Source organism: Providencia burhodogranariea DSM 19968 (assembly GCF_000314855.2).
Lineage (GTDB): Bacteria > Pseudomonadota > Gammaproteobacteria > Enterobacterales > Enterobacteriaceae > Providencia > Providencia burhodogranariea.
The window spans coordinates 1,402,120-1,423,993 of the sequence record NZ_KB233222.1 but is presented as its reverse complement, the minus strand read 5'-3'; the positions used below and the strand labels follow the sequence as shown (position 1 = coordinate 1,423,993).

The window sequence follows — 21,874 nt, the reverse complement described above, 5'->3', positions numbered from 1 at the left end:
TGTATGGAAAGGATTGAACGTCACGCCTGTTTTGGTGGTTGGCAAGATGTCTATCAGCATCATTCGAAAGTGTTAGGCTGCAGTATGAAATTTGCGGCTTACTTACCACCGGAAACCGATAACAAGACTTATCCCGTGATTTATTGGTTGTCTGGGTTGACGTGTAATGAACAAAACTTCATTAATAAATCAGGCGCACAACAATTTGCCGCTGAACATGGTGTTATTTTAATTGCACCAGACACGAGTCCTCGTGGTGAGCAAGTTGCTGATGACGACGCCTATGATTTAGGGCAAGGGGCTGGCTTCTACATAAATGCATTGATGGCACCTTGGAGTCGTCACTACAATATGTATGACTATATTGTTTCTGAGTTACCTGCTCTTGTTGAGGCTAATTTACCTGCTAATGGTAAACGAGCCATTTGTGGTCATTCAATGGGCGGACATGGTGCATTGATGATCGGGTTACGAAATCCTGAGCGTTACACCAGCTTGTCTGCTTTTGCACCGATTATTGCACCTTCACAAGTGCCATGGGGACAAAAAGCCTTTATGTCATATTTGGGTGAAGATAAATCGCTGTGGTCACGTTACGATACCGTTAATCTGTTGAATGAATTAGAGACAACACCACCAATGCTGGTGGATGTAGGGACAGATGACCCCTTTTTTCAAGAGCAATTGCAACCGGAACTACTTGATGAAGTTTGTCGCCGAAAGCAGCATGATTACACGCTGAATTTACGTGAAGGTTATGATCACAGCTACTATTTTATCGCGAGTTTTATTGGTGATCATATTGCATTTCATGCACAACATCTGAAACGCTAATTATTATTTGGTGATGAAATTATCCATCACCAGCATATTGACTTGGAAAATGAAGGAATTTACATTGAATAACGCACCAGAGACCATCACTTTTTTTGAGCGTCTGTTACCACTTGTTGTATCGGGTGAAAAAGTGATTACGATCCGAGATGAAAGTGAAAGTTATTATGTGCCCGGCTCTATTATTAAAGTGTATGCATTAGAAACAGGCAAATATTACACTGACATAGAAATAATTTCGGTAGACGCTATTTCTTATAATGATATTTCAGAATATCACGCAGCACAGGAATCGATGTCATTAGATACGTTAAAAACGTTGATCCGTGAAATTTATCCGACAGAGAAAAATCTGTTTGTGATCCATTATCGTTTGGTAAATGATATCAAAACGAATTGAATTTCGTTAGGTTGATTAATAGCTTAGTTTTAAGTGTTTTTGGGCTTTATCTAAGGGTAACGACGATGCCGAATATTATAATCGGCTCCGTTCATTATATATTTAGAATTTATCGTGCCCTAGATTTTATCCACAGTAGCAGCAAAATTAGAATATATTTATTTTTTGGATAGGCCATATATTTACAATTACTCCTTTAATAAACAGAGAGTAATTCATTTATTGGGATAAAATTTTAGTGAGTGGTAGGGCTAATGATGAATGAGCTTTATCTTAAATGTTAGGGGCGTTAAAGGACGGCTTGGTAGTCATACACAATAAACCAATATAAATCAATGCCTTACTGGTGAGCATAGTTAATGGTTTGTTTTGATTTAAATGATTAATAAATTAACATATAAAACAATGCATAGTGCATCAATCTATTTTTTTCCATAAATATTTTTTATTACTAACAATTAAAAAAAATGAAAAATAGTCATTCAGTATTTATCATAATTAATCTTAATTTTACTTTTAAATTAACATTATTTCATGTAATGGAATGAAAATGACATTGACATATTTGAATGGCTTGCAGTATAAAGATATCATTCATCAAGATTATATTATTTTAGAGTTTATTCATGATTAATAAGTTAATTAATAATGGAATTTCCAATAGTGGGGTTTTTGGTTTAAAGGAAGTAAAAAGTGAGTACTTATCACTGACTAATAAGATAAAAAGAATTTTTAATATATCTAATGAGCAGGTAGATAAAGTAAAGCCAAAGTTAAAACAGAGTGCAATGCAAGGAAAGCCAGCAGGACAAAGGAGTAGCTCACTGCGAGAACAGATTAAAACCTCATATGTTATGCCTGATTCAAGTCATATTGCAAAAAATAATTTTATTAAAACAGAACGATTCAATGGTGTAAAAAATGAAGTTACTACAGAAGAACGGAATATATTGAATAATGAAAAAAATAGCCTAATGAAAGGAAATGTTAGTTCTCTTCTTGGAAAGGGTATTATGTCTGCTCAGAAACTTGAGAATGTTCTGCCAATTAAATGTGAATATACGCGGTTAGATAAGGAAAATAATCGTTATTCACCTGCTAACTTAAAACCGCAGGCCGGGGTGGCATTTTCTACTGGAACTAATATAAAGGCTGCTGAAATTATTCTTGGCAAGCCGCTAGGTAACTATTTTAACAAACAAAATTATGATGATAATTTAAAAGTAGTGACAATTGATAACGGCAATTGTGGAACGATAGGAATAAGTTTCAATTTAAATGATATAAAAGCTGACCAACCTCTATTGCTCCATTCTGGCCAGCTTTCAGGATGTACTATGGCATATGCTATTAAAGGCGATCAGATGTATGCATTTCACACGGGAAAACCGGGTAATGATGATTCTGACTGGAAGACAGATAAAGAGGGTGTCAAGTCAATGATAAATGGTTATGAAAAAATGGCTCGGTTGCCACTTTCTGATCGAGATGATGTGAACAATCAAAGTCTAATTAATTATTTGCATGATAATTTTGATTTTTCAGCTGTGACATTTTGTGGACATGGTGAAAAAGTGGCGAGTCAAAGCAATGTTATTATGCTTGATTATAATAAACCATCAGAAATGGTTAATGACAATAACGCGAGAGTTGCAAATGCAGTTGCTGTTATCTCGAAAGATGGGGATACAATAAAAATTGAAACGTTATTAGATGATATGGTTATTGATAAAAAAACACTAGAAACAAGTTCTATAAATAGTGAATTATCAAATTCACAATATATTTCTAAACTTTAGTTATAAAAATAGTTATAAAAATAGTTATAAAAATAGTTATAAAAATAGTTATAAAGAATATTATTGATATACAAATCATCTGGGATGATAAATCACCCCAGCTTAGCTATATGCACTAGTCTATCGATTTACTTACTTCAGGGTAGGCAAATAGCGCCGGTGAGCCTCCAGTATGAACAAACAATACCGGTGTGTTTTCTTCGGAATTTGCTAGATAATCAAGAAGGCCAGCCATCGCTTTCCCTGTATAAACTGGGTCTAGCAAAATACCTTCACTGCGAGCAAGAAGAGTAATCGCATTCAAAGCTCTTTGGTTTGGCATGCCATACATAGGTTCAAAATAGCTATCCCACAGTTCTATTTGGGGGGTTTTTACAATAGCTAATAGCTCAGCGAGCTCACGCTGTATTTTCTCAACCTTAGGCGCTTGATCTTGCTTAAATCGAGATACTGTTACACCAATCACTTGTGATTGAGGTAACAACTCTTGTAGCCCAATAGCCAGTCCTGCATGGGTTCCTGCACTACCAGATGCAACGACAACTTTATCAAATTCAATTTCAAGTGGCTTTTGTTGTGCAATCTCGATAGCGCATTGAACATAACCAAGTGCGCCGAGTCCATTAGAACCACCAACAGGCACAATGTAGGTATCTTCCAATCCTAGTGTTTTAATTAGTTCTTCCATTTGTGCTTGTGGATCTGTGAGCTCGGCACACATAACACATTCTGCTCCAAATAACTCGGTGAGTAATTTATTGCCGTTATGTAGAAAGTTACTCTCATCACTTTGAATTGGATTTTCAAGCAAAGCAATACATTTTAAACCATATATAGCGGCAACCGCAGCCGTTTGACGGACATGATTTGATTGGATCGCCCCGGCGGTAACAATGACTTTTGCTTTTTTAGCGAGAGCGTCAGCAATCAGAAATTCTAGTTTACGAAGTTTATTTCCACCCATTGCTAGTGAAGATATATCGTCACGTTTGATAAAAATTTCGCGGTCAAATACGCGAGATAAGTTTTCTAGGTGTTCTAATGGCGTAGAGGCTTTGTTTAGATTAATTTTTGCAAAAAGTGCTAATTTTCGTTGTAGTGACATCTCAAACTTCCTCAGATATTAATAGGAAAAACCTAAGTATAGATAAATGGCAAGTACAATGCTTGCGGTGACTAATGCGTAAGGCATTTGTGTTCTAATATGTTCAATATGCTCGCAGTCAGTTGCCATTGAGGCAACGATGGCATCGGCAGAAATAGGTGAGGTCATATCACCAAAAATTGCACCAGAAATAGCTGCACCAATCATATATTCAATAGGCATGCCAACAGAGAGCCCGAGTTGAACACCAATAGGGATCATAATCGCAAATGTTCCCCATGATGTGCCTGTAGCAAGAGACATAATGGCACTTATAATGAAAATAAAACCAACTGAAAACCCAGGAGCCATTACACCGTGTGTGATTTCAGCGATATACGCACCCGTATTTAACTCTGCGGAGACATTTCCCATCAAAAAAGCAAGGATCATGATAGAACTGATTTTCAGCATATTTGCATAACCGATGAACAGTTCTTTAAAGAAATCATCAATGTTTAATAAACGACGGCCAATAAACCAGCAGAAAGAAACCACTGTGCCGAACATAACGCCCCAGTAAACTGATGCTGAGCCACTACCTTTACTAAAATCACCATCGCCCGTGATATAAAGCGCAACAGGTACCATTAGAACTGTAGAAAGAATAGGGATAAAAAAGTTTAAAACGGAATGTGCGTTTGGATGTTCAATAATATCAGCTTCATCATTAATATTGCCATGTTGGGAAATATTACCAGCGTCATGAGCTGCTTGATATTGTATTTCTGCTTTTTTCATCGGCCCCCACGCCACATTGGTAAACACATAAAATAGAATGGTTGCTAAAGATAACCATGCCATTAGGTTGTACCCAATCGAGGTAATGAGAATATCAAAAGGTTCACCAGTGATTAGTCCTTGAGATATTTGGACACCAATCAAACCCATGATTACGGCCCCCCAACCATTAATAACTGCGGATGAGCAGACGGATATACAAGCTGTTTGAATAATATAAGCCATTTTTTCAGGTGCAACGGCGTATTTACGAGCAAGGTTTTTGGTCGAAGCACCAGCAACAAGCTGATTAATCGAACTTTCAATAAAAATCAATGAAGTAATAATGATAGCTAACAGCTGTGTTGTAACACGGTTTTTAACGAGATTAGTTCGATAAGTGAGTAGTTGAACTAATGCTCTCACGCCTCCGGTCACGACAACTAACCGCATAATCCCACCTATCATCACTATAAAGACAATAGTTCGAGTATTTCCGGGGGAGGCGAAGGTATCGATAATTCCATCAACGGTACCTTTTACACCCAACAAAACACTGTGGTCATGAATAACGCTAAAGCCCACTAAAATACCAAGCATTAACGAAAGTATGACTTGGCGCGTAAGGATTGCCAAAAGAATTGTTACGATGGGCGTAATGATTGTCCAGATGCCATAATCCTGCATGTCTTTACCTGTTTTGTCCGCTTTGAATTAACATAGGAATTATAATTATCTGAAAATCATAGCATTGATACTAAGGCATATTGAATAAATTTCTCCGTTTGGCAGTATCTTGTAACAAAAATTTTTATAAAAAACGATAGTGCATGAAAAATTGCCTGTCTAGGATGAAATAAATCCATAAGAATGCGTTGAATCGTCAGGCTAATCATTTATTTATTGTGTTGAATAAACTATGGCTACTCGAAGAATGATTAAATGTATTTTTATAATGCCGAAATAATAACTGTTATATTTTTAATATATCAACCAAGGAATTTATTAATGCCAATGACAACCCTCGATCAGAAAGCAATACGGATGAAATACACTACTCCAATTGAGCTCGAGAATTTAAATTCATCAGAGTGAATCTAGTGAATTGATGGAAAAAGCAGTTTCACATTCTTATAATAAGCTTGTTGAAGCGTCAGTAGATTTGAGCAGGGTAGGCTGCTATATAATATTATCTCTAAATAGTGACATTGACAATTTTGTCCAAAAAATAAAAAGTCCTCCGTATCAATTCATTTTAAATTAAGAGCTAAGGTTTTTGAACCTATAATTTTTGAGTTATGTCATGCATGACATATTTATAAATAGGATTGTTTATGTTGGGAAAAATAAATTCTGGTCAGCTATTTGAGTTTAATATGTTGTGCAGCCTTTAGTAAGGCTGCACAACAGTTAATGTTATAACTACTTATTATTTATCATATAATTTAAATAACGGGCAAGTGATGTGATATCCATTGGCGTATACTCTGGTCCTCCCACTTCAATTAATGCGGCTTGAGTTTTATTAGTGTCATACCGAGGTATATTTCTGAAAACCTCCCAGAAAGTGAGGTCTTCATATATAACCTCTGAAAGCATCGGTAACAGCGGCATCAAAGGATTATCATCTAAATTAGGGTCGTCATATAACTGTTGTAACCACTGTTTATAAGGCATTGGCGTTAAAGGATAACCACAATGCTCAAATAGTTCAAAGAAGGCATTCAAACTGATTGATAAGTCATCATTCGGGGGAATTAGATGATACACATGCCCCAGCCGACTATTATCACTCGCGAGGCGAATTAAAGCTGTACAAGCATAATCCACAGGGATCAACTCTTTACGATCACCGGGTAATAATGGTGATGCGCCAGTTTTAATACACCCTTTGATCAACCGCCACATAAAATCGTCTGGATTACCTACGCCGCTAATACTATCGGTCATCATAAAGCCTGGTCGGTAAACGGACAACGGAATCCCTAACTTCCGTGCGTGCCACATTAGGCGTTCAACGACCCATTTACTCTGTATATAACCCAATGTATATTTCATTCCCTCCCAATAAGGCATCAAATCGTCTTCTTCATAAAAACGCTCAGTTTTAAATAATAGACCTGCGGGCCCTATGGCTGCGATGGTTGATACGTAATGCAGTGGTTTGCTTTTATTTTCAACAGCAAAACGTAATAAATTGATAGCCCCCTGTACATTAGCTGCACGGTGTGTTTGATAAGGTTCAATGAAACTAATATGTCCTGCAGTATGAAAAATAACATCACAATCTGTTGTCAGACGCCTGTAACTCTCACAATCCAACCCTAGCTGTGGCTGTGCTATATCACCCGCTAGCGCTACAATACGTGAGCCAAACTCAGGTTGCCAAAGCCCATATCCAGCCATATTATCTTTGATGCGTTGTAGGGCAGCGTCATTATCTTTGGCTCGTACCAGACAGAAAACCTGGCGTACATCATCTAACTGTAATAAATCGCGCAGGCAGAAAGCGCCCATAAATCCTGTTGCACCAGTCAACAAAACACGTCCTGCAGAGGCGGTTAACCATGGCTGAGGTTTTTGAGGGTGCGGCTGAATATCGTCAGGAAGTTGACTATCGTTAAGTAAGATAGAGCAAATATCTTCAGTTACAGCTTTTTGTGGTTGTTCGAGTAAAGTCAGCAAAATACGAGGTGTTTGGGCATCGTACAAATTTTGGATAGATAAACGTAATCCAAATTGACGTTTAATTTCCAACACTAATCGTGCTGCTTGTAATGATGTACCACCAAGCAGAAAAAATTCATCATCTAACGAAGGATTAGCGACATCTAGCACCTGTTGCCAAATCTCTAACAATTTCGCGGCATTTTGAGGTAATTCTGAAGTGCATTCAGCCCCAGTTTTTAGTTTCTCTAGTTGAGCCTGCAACAAAGGGCGATTGGCTTTTCCGTTTTCATTGATAGGAATAGCATCTATAACCTGTAAACGAGGGAGCATATAGGGCGGAAGCTGTTGTTTAAGGTTATTAAGTAGAGTGTTGATGTCGAAGCTATTAGGGTGCTTAGGAACGATAAAGGCAGTTAGATAAGCATCAGATGTCCCATTTTTAATGGGGCAAACGACGGCCGCTTGTAACTGGTTACTTTTGAGTAATTGAGCCTCAATATCTTCAACCTCAATACGGTATCCATGTAGTTTGATTTGGGAATCGGCACGCCCGATATACATGATAGTACCATCAGATCTTTGCCGACCAATATCGCCACTTCGATACAGGCGTTGTGGGTGATTTTTTCCAGTAATATTTACCATCAGGAATTTTTCCTGCGTAAGTTCAGGGCGATTAATATATCCTCGGGCTATCCCTTCACCTCCAATATAGATCTCCCCTTGAACACCTGCCGGTGTAAGATGCAACTGTTCGTCCAAAATATATACGTCAGTTTTGTCAATTGGCAGGCCAATTGGTAATGCGTCATTATACAAGTCGTTTTCCACAATGCGGTGGCAAAGTGTAATCGTTGTTCCTTCCGTTGGACCATAGCAATTGAGTAAGTTTTTGGGCCAAGCTGTTAGCGGTAGCGACTTCAATACTTGCAAGTTAAATGCCTCCCCACCAATTAGTAGATAATTTAGCGATCGGAAGGCGCTTGGGCATTGAGGTGCGATAAAATTAAATAAAGATGTCGTCATAAACAGGTAGCTAATCGCGTACTGTTGTAAGGCATCTTCTAATCGTTTCGGGTCAAGTAGAGTCTCTTTGGTGAGAATAACTAATGTAGCGCCATTGAGTAGTGCCCCCCAAACCTCTAGGAAGGAACCATCAAATGCTGGATTCGCGTGGCAAGCAATCCGCTCGTTCGACGTAATGTGAATAAAACTGGAATTAATGAACATGCGCACAATGCCACGAGCTTCAATTTCTACACCTTTAGGTTGCCCAGTAGTTCCTGAGGTGAAAAGAATATGGCTACGCTGATTCAACCCATTATTTCTCATCGGTAATTCAACATATCCACTGTTGGTTAAGGAATGCCGATTAAAAGGAATAAAATGAGTTGATAGAGCTCGCTCAGCAGAACTCGCATCTGTAATGGTCAATTTTGCTTGTACTTCTTGTAGCATAAAATTAAGTCGTTCATCCGGTTGTGATGGATGAAGAGGAACACAGGTTCCTCCGGCGAGTAAAACAGCTAATTGGCAAACAATATGTTCAGCACCAGCTCCCATTAAAATAGCAACGGGTTCCTCGGGTTGTATTCCTATATTATGTAATACCATAGCCAGCTTTTGCGCCTGCTCAGATAATTGGCTATAATTTAGAGTATAGTCTGGAGCGATGATTGCTGGCTGCTCTGGGTATTGTTTTGCTTGATGTAAAAAAAGGTCAATAAGGCTAACATCAAGGTATTCAGGGTGATTTTGTTGTGGTTGATTCATATTTTTGCTCCTATTGAGTGGATATTTCAAACTGCGTCAAATGAACATTGCTGCCGATACAATTCGAGTAATTTATGCTGATCGGCTTTACCATTAGAATTCAAAGGAATGGCATCAACGAGGTGGATACGTGGCAACATATAGGGTGGCAAAAATTGTTGGAGTTTATTTAACAGCTGTTTACTGCTGAAATTGACTGGATCTTGAGGAACCACAAAAGCAAGTAAATAGCCTTCATCACCTTCTTTTTTTATTGCACAGACAGTCGCTTCAAATAGCAAACCGGTATTCAATAATTGAATTTCGACTTCCTCTGCTTCTATGCGATAGCCTTGTAATTTGATTTGGTTATCTATACGACCTCCATACATAAAGACACCATCTTCTCTTTTCCATCCCAAGTCTCCAGTTTTGTATAAACGTAATGGCTCTTTTTGACCGCTAATCTCTGTGATGATAAATTTCTCTGCCGTTAAATCAGGTCGATTGAGGTAACTACGTGCTACACCATCACCACCAACATAGATTTCTCCCAAAACACCAACCTCTACCAACTGTAATTCTTTATCAAGAATGAAAACGTCAGTATTATTGATAGGGCGGCCTAATGGCATATTTTCTGCAGTTAGATCATCCAATCCAATCGGGTAGTACAGGGTGTAAGTCGTATTTTCTGTAGGTCCATAAACGTTATAGATATTCTTAGGCCATTCTTTTGGTGGTAGAGACCTAAGTGCATTGAGGTTAAAAGCTTCTCCACCGATCATCAGGTAACTGAGGGTACGGAAAGCATCAGGACAAAGAGCTATAATAAAATTGAATAATGAAGGTGTAACCAATATTGAGCTAACAGCATTATTGATAAAGCTAGATTTTAATTTTTCGGGGTCGAGCAGCTCCTCTCTGTCAATAATTACAGTTGCCGCACCATTTAGTAGTGCCCCCCAAAATTCAAGCAGAATGGCATCAAAATCTGGGGCAGAAATACTACCAAGGCGGTCGTTGGTCGAAATTGGGAGATAATCTGCATTTACTACTAAACGTAGTATGCCACGACATTCCACTTCAACAGCCTTTGGTTTACCTGTCGTACCCGAAGTAAACATAATATAGGCTCGATGATTCACACCCAGTTTTTGCCCTGGAAAATCAGTCGAAAAGGAATCGTTATGTGGTACAGACCTGAGTAGAATATATTGAGTTGATAACTTACGCTTCGCCAATGCAAATTCAGTAATGGTATAGGTGACTTCTGCCTCTTGTAACATAAAGTTCAACCGTTCATCAGGTGAAGTTACATTAAGAGGTACACAACTCCCTCCCGCTAACAAAATCGCGACTTGGCAGATGACTTGTTCAATACCCGATTTTAGCAAGATGGCTACTGGCGTTTCATTACTAACGCCTAAATGTAGTAAATAAGAGGCCAGTGACTTTGCCTGTTCTGCAAGTTCGGCATAAGTGATAGTTCGTTCTGATGTAATGACTGCTGGGTGATTTGGGTAACATTCAACTTGTTGTAAAAAAAGCGCAATTAATTTTAAGTTATCAGAATCTTTAACGGCTTGATGTTCTGTACAGACAACGAGATCATACATTTATAGCAGCTCCTGAATCTTAACTGTCAGCTTCAACAAAGTGACAGTTCGGTTTAATTGGGATAGTTTTAATATTGGAATCTCAAGAACGTTTACGAACAAGTTAATGTGCTTAGGTCTACCAGTATTCGCTGATCTTGTCGGGTTTCTAGCCAGTTATCGATATCCAGAATCCACCATTCGCATATTTTTAGCTCATAGAAACGGCGCATACCTTCTCCTATAAATTCGTTTAGTGGTGGCATCCACATTGCACGCAAGGTTTCATCAGGGTAATTATTGAGAGAAAAATAATTGTATGTTTCGTCAGTTTCACTCTTCGGTATTTCACGGCAAAGACCAGTAAATTGAGCTCCATCAAGTCCAATCGGTGAAATCCCTTGTAAGTCAGTCCGAAATATTGAACCACTTACTTGAGCATGTTGGCGGATATTTTCAGAGTGCTTAGCGATACGTCCTGAGCACCAAATTATCCGGGTAGGTGAAAATGCGGGAACATAATTAATTGTAGATGCCCAAACTTCACCAGCATGAGAACGGCTAGCAAGTGTGAAAAAACGAGCATTTTGTAGTAAAGAGAGGCTTCTTTTTATTAGTGACATAATTAGCATTTACTCTATTGGTTAAACGATAAGTGCTCTTTGCCACTTTTGATTGCTTCAATGATTGCGGCATGTGGAGCATGTAGATAATCATCAAGTGAAACCTCGTGTTCTTGCGCATATTGAGAAGGCTGTAGTTGTCGCCAGAAAATAGCGTCAAAGCCTGATTTATGCAGTACGGATGTCAGCGTTTTTTCAGACCAATAATGTGCTTCAATATTAACGTCATAGGGAGGTTGGCAAATATGCATATTCACCAAACTACCATCTGTACGTGCCTCTTTTTCGATCAGACGAAAACCATATGGGCGATAATATTCGGGATCTGGATTGAAGTTAGGATGCATGGGGAGAGTAATAAGGCGGCCGCCAGGCTTTAAGAGCCCAGCCATGGTTTGACTCATCGCTAATAATCTATCTTTATCCGGTGCATAAGGCATAACATAAGTAGCCAATACGATGTCAAATTGTTCTTTAAAATTACTATCAAGTGTAGATGTATATAATATACCTTGTGGATGTTGTTGTTCTCTCTGTTTGGCATAGCTCAACATGCCCTCAGAAATATCAAATCCTACCATCCGATTAGGGCCTTTACTATGTAACCAACGGGCGAATAAGCCTGGCCCACAGCCAAAATCTAGTACGCTCAATCCTGTAAGATCGCCCAACAAAGCATCAATCGTCGGGACTTCCAAATATTTGCGATAAGGTGCCGCGAACATTTTTTCATAAAGATCGGCATGGGCATCAAAAGTTTGTTTATCAAAATCAGTGTGTATCTGTTGTTGCTGACCAATTAATGGTGATGAAGGGGGTTGTTCAATACTCATACTACCTCACTAGTTATGGATGAAAAATATAGCTCTATAATTAATGAACAGAACTATTTACATTGAGTAATCTTCGTTCCCTGATGAGAGATAAGGTAAATATAGTGACCTTAAATAATAATTATCTTTGTCCTTGACTGGGGGAGAGTAGTTATTGTTAAGGTCTTCAACAATAAGGCGTGAATAACAATTTTTATAAGTACGAAATAAACCAGAGACGGGCTAGATAGGGTCGTGGGGTCATATATACATTGGGAAACAAGGTTTACTAACATTTAGCGCTAGATATTAAATTCATGGAGATAATGGTTTTTTTAGGCGTTCACTAAGTATATTTAGTTTTATTAGTAGTTATTAAATATATTATTAATGTTAAAAGGATGGGGTTTGTAATCGGTTGTAATTTAATTTTATTAAAACATATAAATTAGCAAAGTGAATTAATTATATCCATTAATTATATGTAGTCATTATTTACATATAAGAATGGTTTTTTTTATTAAAAAGGTATCTGTAATAAGTGATAAACTAATTGATTTAATGACTTATATGAGCGGAATGAACGTTTTAATCGATGTTGCCGTATTATTATGTAAATTGTTTAAACTATGACCAGCCAGGCTAAAAATAGCAAAGTGAAAAAATCTAGCGTACAACTAACTTGATTCAATCTGAGTACTGTGTTTTTTAACAAAATCGATAAAACAACGTAATCTTGGTGAAACGGCTTGAGTACGATAATAAACGGCGTGAATTGGCTGCTTACCATAGACTGTTTGTTCGGTTAATATCTGAACCAGTTGCCCATTGGCCATGGCCTCCAAGCAAACAAAATCTGAAGAAAGTAGTATGCCACCACCGTGAATCGCTAAGTGAAAAAGAACCTCGCCGCTAGTAGCAGAAATATCAGGTGTCACTTTAAATGATGCACCATCTTCTGTTTTTAGTGGCCATATATTTAACGATTCTGGGGTGGTGAAACCCAATAGACGGTGATTTTTAAGATCATCAAGGCGGGTTGGAACGCCATACTTTTGTAAATAAGATGGGCTGGCAACAATGCGTTTCTGGCTATACCCCATGAGAGTTGCATTTAACGAAGAGTCTTTTAAAGGGCCAATCCGAAATGCAATATCAGTCTTTTTTTCTAATAGATTAGTAAAACCTTCAAAATTAGTGATCTCTAATTCTACTTGAGGATATTGCTCATTAAATTGTGGAATCAGTGGCGCGAGTACACGAGTTAAAAAGGGGGTTGATGCATCAATTCGCAATTTACCAGAAGGAATAGATTGGCGAGCAGATAACATATTTTCTGCATCTTGCGCGAGTTGGACTATTTCTCGCGATTTTTGCAAGAATGCGATGCCTTCATCACTGAGTTTAATTTTACGCGTTGTACGGTAAATAAGCGTCGTGTACATTTTCTCTTCAAGCCTTAGCAGAGCTCGACTGACGGTGGATATCGTCATATTGAGTTGTTCTGCTGCGGCAGTAATCGACCCGCAATCTACAACGCTAATAAATACTTGTAATTCTTCAAAGGTAATTTTCATTTTTGCAATTTTGACAAAAGTTTTTTTCACATTAACGGCTTTTTCATTAGGGTTCAATATGAAAAAATAGCGCTACTTTAAATAGTTCCACAAAACATAGTTTTAATAAGGTTAATATATGAGAGTCAACACGGCACTTTTAGCATTGTCGATAGGTGCATTTGCAATTGGTGCAACAGAGTTTTCCCCAATGGGAATGCTACCTTATATTGCTGATAATTTAGATGTCTCTATCCCATCAGTGGGGGCGATAGTGATCATTTATGCACTGGGTGTCATGATCGGAGCACCAATCATGACATTAATTCTTGTGAAGTATCGACCGAAGTTTGCCCTGATTTTCTTAATGTCGATATTTACAGTGGGGAATTTATTATCAGCAATGTCTCCCGATTTGGTGACACTGTCACTTTCTCGCTTTGTTACCAGCTTGAATCATGGGGCATTTTTTGGAATAGGCGCTATCGTCGCGGCGAGTATAGTGCCGCCGGGTAAGCAAGCTAGTGCGATTGCTGCTATGTTTATGGGGTTAACCATCGCCAATATTGGGGGTGTTCCGCTGATGACTAAACTAACGCAAGTGATTGGCTGGAGGGAGGCATTTTACCTAATCTCAGCACTTGGTTTAGTGACTATTATCAGCCTTGTTTTAGCTCTACCAAGCCATTTAAAAGGCCAAATGGTTAATGTTAAGTCGGAATTACGAATTCTACGTAAACCTCAAGTTATGTTAGGTATGTTGAGTACTGTACTAGGTGCAAGTGCCATGTTCACCCTGTATACCTATATAACGCCGACATTAATGCAATTTATTAACGCGTCTGACCAAATGATCACTGTGATGTTAGTGATTATCGGAGTTGGTTTCACGATTGGTAATTATATTGGTGGTATATTTGCGGATAAGTCATTATATGGAACATTATTTACTTTCTTTGCAATGCTAGCACTGAGTATGGCTATCTTCCCACTAATTGGCACAACCATGGTTGGTGCAGCGATTGGACTAGCTTTCTGGAGTATATTTAGTTTTGGTATAGTGCCACCTTTGCAAATTTTAGTGATGAAGGCAGCGACAGGAGCACAGGCTTTAGCATCTTCAGTTAACATTGGTGCCTTTAATCTAGGTAATGCCATTGGAGCAGCTATAGGCGCAGTCGTATTATCACAAGGCTATGGTTATGCAATAGTCAGCTATATGGGCGCACTAGTCGCAATATTGGGCATTATTGTGCTGTATGTGAAGTTACGTCAAAATTCGCAGCAAAAAATGGCTCAAACTGCGGTTTGCTCCTGCGATTAAGTCACCATTATTGAGTTAGAACGAAAGCAATTGTTATCTTAATACGGTACTCAATTTAATTTTAAGGTATTCATATAACAAGGTTAATCTAATTCGGTCAGGCTATCTGTTCTCATTCAGTTTAAAAGTATCGTAAAATGGCGCTATTAAATAGCGCCATTTTCTATCATGGGTCTTACCCATTCACCTCTGGCCATATCGTTTGACTGTCATTGATGCATCCTGTAGTGGTGAGATGAGTGATAAGCAATCATGTTTAAAAATTGTTTGTCATTATCAAATCGTGTTAACACTTTTCCAACCTAATACGGGCAAATGGCCTATTACGATGATCATCCTTTTTGTATCTTCTTCGATAACTTATCAGATAGAAACAATGGAAGGAATTTATGATGGTCACAAGTATTTATAAAGACATTTCTTTAGCACCCGCGGGCGAACAAAAAATTGCATGGGTTCGTGCTCATATGCCATTGCTACGTGCGTTAGAAGCGCGTTTTTTTGAAGAAAAACCGTTTGCTGGCAAACGTATTGCGTTATCGATTCATTTAGAAGCCAAAACAGCTTACCTCGCCCAAGTTTTTGCTGCTGGTGGAGCGAAAGTCTCTGTGACGGGTAGTAACCCGATGTCAACTAAAGACGATGTCGTCGCTGCTTTAGTCAGCAATGGCATCAATACCTTCGCTATTCATGCCGCAAGTGCCAAAGAGTACCAACAATTTGTTAAAGAAACACTAGCTTGCGAACCCCATATCGTTATCGATGATGGTGGTGATTTAGTTCATGATTTGCATAGTGTTTATCCTGAATACGCGAGCCATGTCATTGGTGCCTGCGAGGAAACAACGACAGGTGTATTGAGAGCGATGGCTCGCGAAAAAAGCAATGAACTGAATTTCCCAGTGATCTCAATTAATGGCGCACAGTCAAAACACTTATTTGATAACCGTTATGGAACGGGTCAATCTACTTTTGATGGCATCATGCGTACAACTAATCTCGTCATCGCGGGTAAAAAAGTGATTGTTGCTGGCTATGGTTGGTGCGGTAAAGGTTGTGCAATGCGCGCTAAAGGTTTAGGGGCTGAAGTGATCATTACTGAAATTGACCCTATTAAAGCACTTGAAGCGAAGATGGATGGTTTTGATGTAATGACCATGGAAGCTGCTGCGCCTCTTGGTGATATTTTTGTTACTGCAACAGGTTGTTGTGATGTGCTCACCGAGGTGCATTTCAATCTGATGAAAGAAGCAGCGATTATCAGTAATACTGGCCACTTTGAAGATGAAATCAATCTTAAAGCTTTGCAAGCCATCAGTGTCGATACTTTCGAAGCTCGCGAGAATATTGACGCTTACTGCCTACAAAATGGTCGTACTGTTTATTTGTTAGGTCGTGGAGCTTTAGTTAATATTGCCTGTGCAGACGGTCATCCCGCAGAAATTATGGATATGAGCTTTGCTCTTCAAGCGCTCGGTGCAGAATATTTGCTTAAGCATGATCTTGATAAAAAAGTGTATGCAGTTTCTGATGAAATTGATAGCGAAGTTGCACGCCTTAAATTGCAAGATATGGGGGTATCCTTCGATACCCTTAGCAATAGGCAGTATCAATATTTGAATGCTTTTGAGCTGAAATAAAATAGGCGAGGATCACTAATGTCGATACTTAATAGCCTGTTGGGTATTGTTGTCATACTTTTGATTGCTTACCTTTGCTCCAATAACCGCCGTAGGATTAGCTTACGGGTCGTTTCCATCGCATTATTAATGCAGTTTAGCTTTGCATTTTGTATGTTATACCTACCTGCAGGTAAACAGCTAATGATATGGATGGCTGATAAAGTTACTGCATTATTAGATTACACACAGGTAGGAACTCAATTTTTATTAGGTGGTTTGGCGACAGACAAAATGTTTGATCTGCTAGGCGCAGATGGGTTTATTTTTGTATTTAAAGTGCTACCGGTATTGGTATTTTTATCCTCACTATCTGCCTTATTGTTCCACCTTGGTGTAATGCAAAAATTGATTATGCTGATTGGCGGTGGATTACATCGATTATTGGGTACTTCACGTGCTGAATCTATGTCATCAGCGGCTAATATCTTTCTTGGTGTCACCGAAGCGCCTTTGGTGATCCGCCCTTACTTGAAATACCTATCATCATCTGAATTTTTCGCTATTTTAGTTGGAGGGATAGCATCCATTGCCGGTACAGTGCTATTAGGTTATGCCCAATATGGTGTGAAGATAGAGTATTTATTGGCGGCATCATTTATGTCTGCACCAGCAGGATTATTGTTCGCAAAGTTGTTTTACCCAGAAACTGAGCAGAATAGTGATAAACACACCACTGCAACCTCAATGAAAGGGGAAGAATCAGAATACCGCAATAGCATTGATGCTGTTACTCAAGGTGCAAGTATCGGTGTCAATATGGCGTTAAACATTGCAGGTATGCTATTAGCATTACTCGCTATCGTTGCAATGCTTGATGGCATCATTATGTGGGCAACTAGTTTCACTGGATATGACATTTCACTCACTCAACTGATGGGATGGTTATTTTCTCCAGTTGCTTGGCTATTAGGTGTTGACTGGGCTGAAGCACAATTTGCAGGGCAACTATTAGGGCAGAAAGTCTTATTTAATGAGTTTATCGCCTATGCTAACCTACAGCCTTATTTAAATGGTGGGATTTTGCCTGTAACAGGTGAAGCGTTAAGTGTTAAAACACAAGTAATCCTCTCTTTTGCATTATGCGGATTTGCCAACATTGGAACAATTGGAATTGCGATAGGTGGTATTGGTGCGATGTGTCCTGAGCGCAGAGGTGAATTGACCAGCCTTGCATTCAAGGCATTTAGTGCAGCAATTTTAGTAAACTTAATGAACGGTGCAATTGCTGGGCTGATTTTAGGCTAACAATAATAGGTGGTCACATGATGAAAGAAACCCCATTTCGAGAGTTGTGGTTAAAATTTAGTGAACAAGAACTTTTACCCGATGTCGATTGGTTATTTCGTCATGCTCCACCTTCCGTGAAAAATACGTTCTGCACTATTCATTTGCAAGAAGGATACAAACTGATCCATCAAGGAACAGAGAATCTTTACATCTATATTATTATTGAAGGCGAGTTTGTAGTGAATAAACTTGCCGATAATGGGAAAGAACTTGCATTAACTCTCTGCTATAGAGGCGAGTTTCTAGGCGAAATGGAAGCGTTATGTCAACAAAAAAATTATCATTATGATGTGATAGCACTTACCGAAGCTCGAGTTATTCGTATTCCATCAGACAGCTTTTTGGTGTGGGTATCTCAAGATCATCGCTTATCTATTTTATTAAATCGTCAATTATCAAAGCGTTCTTTAATTAATGGTGAACAAAGACTTATGACGGTTGTTGATTCGATAGAAAAAAACCTATTATATATACTCACTCAATTACCGACACACCAAATTCGGCTTCCTCGGGAAACATTAGCTGCTATTTTAGGGACATCACGTCGACATTTAGATAAAGTACTCTTCAGACTGAAACAACAAAACGTTATCGAACAAGAAGGTCAAATAATTTTATTAAATACAAAAAACAATTATAATATATGAGTTATATTTTTTGGCCTTTATACTTTTCGTGTTTTTTTCTATTTATAAATGAATAATAATATCTTTTTATTAAAGCTGCTAATTTCTTTATAAGCCAAATTAAAGGGGTTAATAGAATAAATCCCGGATAATATTTTGAATTCTTATTTTGTTCGTATTCCATAATGAATGTCCTATGACCGTTTAATTATATTTAGATTTGCATAGGGAAAAATCAGAAAAAAGCGACAGATGCAATTTTTTGCATAATACAGATCAAGAATGAATGATTTTGTATTACATTACAGATACAGGGAAATTGTTAGGGGCTTAACGTGTTGCTGTACAAACAGATCTCGCAAACATTACAAGAAAAAATTCATCGAGGTGACTATTTAAGCGGTGAAAAACTGCCATCGGTTAGGGCAATAGGGCGTGAACATGCAGTGAGTCTGACTACTGCGCAGTTAGCTTATCGTGAGCTAGAAAAAATGCAGCTGATTTATGCTGTTCCTAAATCAGGATATTTTGTCATCCCTGATAAGTCAGAGGCATTATTACCTAAAGTCGTTAACTATATTCAAAAGCCCGTTCATATTGAACAGTGGAACCCTACGATCGATTTCTTACGTGTTGAAGAGCGTGAGGGGGTAACTTCATTATCTTGTGCTGTACCCAATATTGATACGAAAACGTTAGAGCCTTTATGGCAAGAAATGAACATGGTAAGTCGGCGTAAAAATCGTTTAATGCTGGAATATGATAGCTTGCAAGGGTTGGCTGCATTACGTGAGCAAATCCATAATATTTCAGATCATAAACCACTGATTACGGCTGATGATATCGTGACAACCACTAGCGGCCATCAATCGTTGTCACTCGCAATTCAAGCTTGTACGCAGGGCGCTGACGTTGTTGCGGTTGAATCACCAGCATTTCCCGGCTTGCTACAAACCTTGTATGGATTAGGACGGAAAATCATTGAAATCCCAACTGATCCACAAACAGGTATCGACCTTGATCGTGTGCAAGAAGCTTTCGAACGCTGGCCAGTTAAAGCCGTTATTGTTACACCAACATGTAATAACCCAATGGGTTGCTCTATGCCAGATATTCATAAACAACGATTGCTAGAATTAACCACTCAACATGGTGCTGCAATTATTGAGAATGATATCTTAGCGGGGCTTGCTTACGATTATCCACGCCCATCCACCATAAAGTCTTTAGATAATGAGGGGCGAGTCATTTTATGCAGTTCTTTTTCTAAAACGATAGCACCAGGGACACGAACAGGTTGGATAGTTCCAGGCAAATATAAAGAAAAAGTGATGCATTTGAAGTACCTTTCTCACTGCTCAGGTGAAATTTTTATGCAGCAAGTGATGGCCAATTTTTTACGTGATGGACATTATTTTCCGCATTTACGTCATATGCGTCAGCATTATAGCGAGCTGCAATGTCAATATCGTGAGCTGGTAGAAAGTCATTTCCCGCCAATGACTCGGATCTCACGTCCTCAAGGTGGTTTTTCATTGTGGGTAGAACACCCTCCGGTTGATAGCCGAAAATTGTTGGAGGTATTGAAACGAAATAAAGTTATTGTGCTAACAGGTGATCACTTTTCAACTAGCAATTGTTTCGCTAATCATTTACGAATCAATTATGCACTGCCATTGATCCCAAGGCGTCGAAATGGTATCAAAATATTGGGTGAAACATTAAAGTTGGCGAGTTTATAGAATTTTATTTGTAATTGCTGATGAGTGTCGTTGGTTTGATATCTGTGAAGCCATTATTGACTTCACAGATAAGAGCTTATTATTGGGCTTGCAAGATATGAGGTCGCTTAATGCTCATACCTTTGAGCATACTCATCCAAGCTAATACAGTGACGCACATCAGAATAATAAATATTGATTTAGGTGGTAGTTCGGTGAGGACTATTCCTGTAATCATTGGGTTAAATGCGCCACCTAATAGTCCCAAAGCTTGAGCAGAAAAATAGCTCGATTTCATACCCTCAGGCGCGATGTTATCGATAAGCATATACTCACCTGGCGCATAAATAAGCTCTCCTAAAGTAAAAATAAAAGCCCCGAGCGCCCATAGATACAAATTTTCGCCTGCTTGCATAAAAGTTGCTAAACTTACAACAAAACAAGCAGTACCTATTGTCATGTAACGCCGAAGATTATCAGGATGAAGTCGTCTACCCACCATATACTGTAACAATACCACTACGACAGCGTTCACGGGTAAAACAATACCAATGACTGCTTGAGCAAACTCGCTATTTGTCACTGTAATGAGATATTGGGATATCCATGTAACGAAAGAGCCAAATACTAACGAGCCGAGAAATGTAGATAAAATAAACCAAGCTAGCGCTCTGTCATGTAACATTGCAGCAGGATCCCAAACTCGTTTTTGTCCTGTTTGATGGTGAATTGGTTTAACACTTTGTACAAAGCGTTGAATAAAGAAAATAGGTAAAGAGGCTGATGCAGCGGCTAACCAAAAAGGTAAATTAATGCTGTATATTAATAGCCATGTTCCTAACGGAGGGCCAATTGTCCATCCGATATTTAAAAAGGTGTAGTTAAGTGAAAATATTTTTGCTTTATTGGATAGGGAGAGCGTATCTGAAAAGTAACCTTTTAAAACAGTAGAAAAAACAGAATAAGAGCAGTTTATCAGAGAAAAAAAGATCACTACCAGTATCGCATTGCTAGACAATGGAATAGCAATAAAGCCACAAATAAAGGCAATAATAGCAATTAGCATGCAAGGTTTTTTATCTACCTTATCAGCCAAGATACCAAAGCCCATGCTAAATATAATACCTACAGTTAAAGCTAGTGACATCGCAAACCCAACAATATCAATTGCCATATGGTATTCACGGGTCAGATAAATAGCCATAAAAGGCAGTGTTGCACCGCGCCCAATGGTTAATAGTAGTGATGAGCACAGTAAGGCACTATTTGAAATATTTGATTTAGAAAGCATGACTCACGACCTAGCGTTATATACCCAAAATAATC

The 21,874-nt window shown here is 38.5% G+C and carries 16 protein-coding genes; 8 read left to right on the top strand and 8 right to left on the bottom strand.

Features of this window, described 5'->3' with window-relative positions; translation table 11 throughout:
- Positions 1 to 3 precede the first annotated feature (3 nt).
- The 3 genes from fghA to OOA_RS05980 all read left to right on the top strand — a co-directional run bounded on the left by fghA (position 4) and on the right by OOA_RS05980 (position 3,033).
- On the top strand, positions 4 to 834 hold the full coding sequence (gene fghA / locus OOA_RS05990; RefSeq protein ID WP_008911245.1) for an S-formylglutathione hydrolase: 831 nt from the start codon (positions 4 to 6) through the stop codon (positions 832 to 834).
- Positions 835 to 898: 64 nt separating this feature from the next.
- On the top strand, positions 899 to 1,234 hold the full coding sequence (gene yqfB, locus OOA_RS05985; RefSeq protein ID WP_008911244.1) for a N(4)-acetylcytidine aminohydrolase: 336 nt from the start codon (positions 899 to 901) through the stop codon (positions 1,232 to 1,234).
- 626 nt (positions 1,235 to 1,860) lie between these two features.
- Positions 1,861 to 3,033, top strand: a complete 1,173-nt coding sequence (locus OOA_RS05980) for a cytotoxic necrotizing factor Rho-activating domain-containing protein (RefSeq protein WP_008911243.1) — start codon at positions 1,861 to 1,863, stop codon at positions 3,031 to 3,033.
- 115 nt (positions 3,034 to 3,148) lie between these two features.
- Here the strand turns inward: OOA_RS05980 and OOA_RS05975 are convergent, their stop codons facing one another.
- The 7 genes from OOA_RS05975 to OOA_RS05945 all read right to left on the bottom strand — a co-directional run bounded on the left by OOA_RS05975 (position 3,149) and on the right by OOA_RS05945 (position 13,959).
- Complete coding sequence (locus tag OOA_RS05975; RefSeq protein WP_008911242.1) at positions 3,149 to 4,138, bottom strand: D-cysteine desulfhydrase; 990 nt, start codon at positions 4,136 to 4,138, stop codon at positions 3,149 to 3,151.
- Positions 4,139 to 4,156: 18 nt separating this feature from the next.
- Positions 4,157 to 5,584: a Na+/H+ antiporter NhaC family protein gene (locus OOA_RS05970; RefSeq protein ID WP_008911241.1), complete on the bottom strand. Its 1,428-nt coding sequence runs from the start codon at positions 5,582 to 5,584 to the stop codon at positions 4,157 to 4,159.
- Positions 5,585 to 6,319: 735 nt separating this feature from the next.
- Positions 6,320 to 9,340, bottom strand: coding sequence for a non-ribosomal peptide synthetase (locus OOA_RS05965; RefSeq protein ID WP_008911240.1), 3,021 nt, complete (start codon positions 9,338 to 9,340; stop codon positions 6,320 to 6,322).
- A gap of 26 nt (positions 9,341 to 9,366) precedes the next feature.
- On the bottom strand, positions 9,367 to 10,938 hold the full coding sequence (locus OOA_RS05960; protein ID WP_008911239.1) for an amino acid adenylation domain-containing protein: 1,572 nt from the start codon (positions 10,936 to 10,938) through the stop codon (positions 9,367 to 9,369).
- Between the two features lie 92 nt (positions 10,939 to 11,030).
- Positions 11,031 to 11,540 (bottom strand): pyridoxamine 5'-phosphate oxidase family protein, encoded by a 510-nt coding sequence (locus OOA_RS05955; protein ID WP_008911238.1) that lies wholly within the window; start codon positions 11,538 to 11,540, stop codon positions 11,031 to 11,033.
- A 14-nt stretch (positions 11,541 to 11,554) separates the two neighbouring features.
- Positions 11,555 to 12,373 carry a class I SAM-dependent DNA methyltransferase gene (locus tag OOA_RS05950; RefSeq protein ID WP_008911237.1) on the bottom strand — a complete coding sequence of 273 codons (819 nt, stop codon included), beginning with the start codon at positions 12,371 to 12,373 and terminating at the stop codon, positions 11,555 to 11,557.
- A 656-nt stretch (positions 12,374 to 13,029) separates the two neighbouring features.
- Complete coding sequence (locus OOA_RS05945; protein ID WP_336431263.1) at positions 13,030 to 13,959, bottom strand: LysR family transcriptional regulator; 930 nt, start codon at positions 13,957 to 13,959, stop codon at positions 13,030 to 13,032.
- An 88-nt stretch (positions 13,960 to 14,047) separates the two neighbouring features.
- Between OOA_RS05945 and OOA_RS05940 the strand changes: the two genes are divergently transcribed.
- The 5 genes from OOA_RS05940 (at position 14,048) to OOA_RS05920 (ending at position 20,569) form a co-directional block, all read left to right on the top strand.
- Positions 14,048 to 15,232, top strand: a complete 1,185-nt coding sequence (locus OOA_RS05940) for an MFS transporter (RefSeq protein WP_008911235.1) — start codon at positions 14,048 to 14,050, stop codon at positions 15,230 to 15,232.
- A 389-nt stretch (positions 15,233 to 15,621) separates the two neighbouring features.
- Positions 15,622 to 16,872: an adenosylhomocysteinase gene (locus OOA_RS05935; RefSeq protein WP_236611170.1), complete on the top strand. Its 1,251-nt coding sequence runs from the start codon at positions 15,622 to 15,624 to the stop codon at positions 16,870 to 16,872.
- Positions 16,873 to 16,890: 18 nt separating this feature from the next.
- Positions 16,891 to 18,159, top strand: a complete 1,269-nt coding sequence (locus OOA_RS05930) for a NupC/NupG family nucleoside CNT transporter (RefSeq protein WP_008911233.1) — start codon at positions 16,891 to 16,893, stop codon at positions 18,157 to 18,159.
- 17 nt (positions 18,160 to 18,176) lie between these two features.
- Positions 18,177 to 18,848 carry a cyclic nucleotide-binding domain-containing protein gene (locus OOA_RS05925; protein WP_040690833.1) on the top strand — a complete coding sequence of 224 codons (672 nt, stop codon included), beginning with the start codon at positions 18,177 to 18,179 and terminating at the stop codon, positions 18,846 to 18,848.
- 314 nt (positions 18,849 to 19,162) lie between these two features.
- The gene (locus OOA_RS05920; protein WP_008911231.1) at positions 19,163 to 20,569 is read left to right on the top strand and encodes an aminotransferase-like domain-containing protein; all 1,407 of its coding nucleotides are present in this window, start codon (positions 19,163 to 19,165) and stop codon (positions 20,567 to 20,569) included.
- A gap of 79 nt (positions 20,570 to 20,648) precedes the next feature.
- Here the strand turns inward: OOA_RS05920 and ydeE are convergent, their stop codons facing one another.
- The gene (gene ydeE, locus OOA_RS05915) at positions 20,649 to 21,839 is read right to left on the bottom strand and encodes an efflux MFS transporter YdeE (RefSeq protein WP_008911230.1); all 1,191 of its coding nucleotides are present in this window, start codon (positions 21,837 to 21,839) and stop codon (positions 20,649 to 20,651) included.
- Positions 21,840 to 21,874 lie beyond the last annotated feature (35 nt).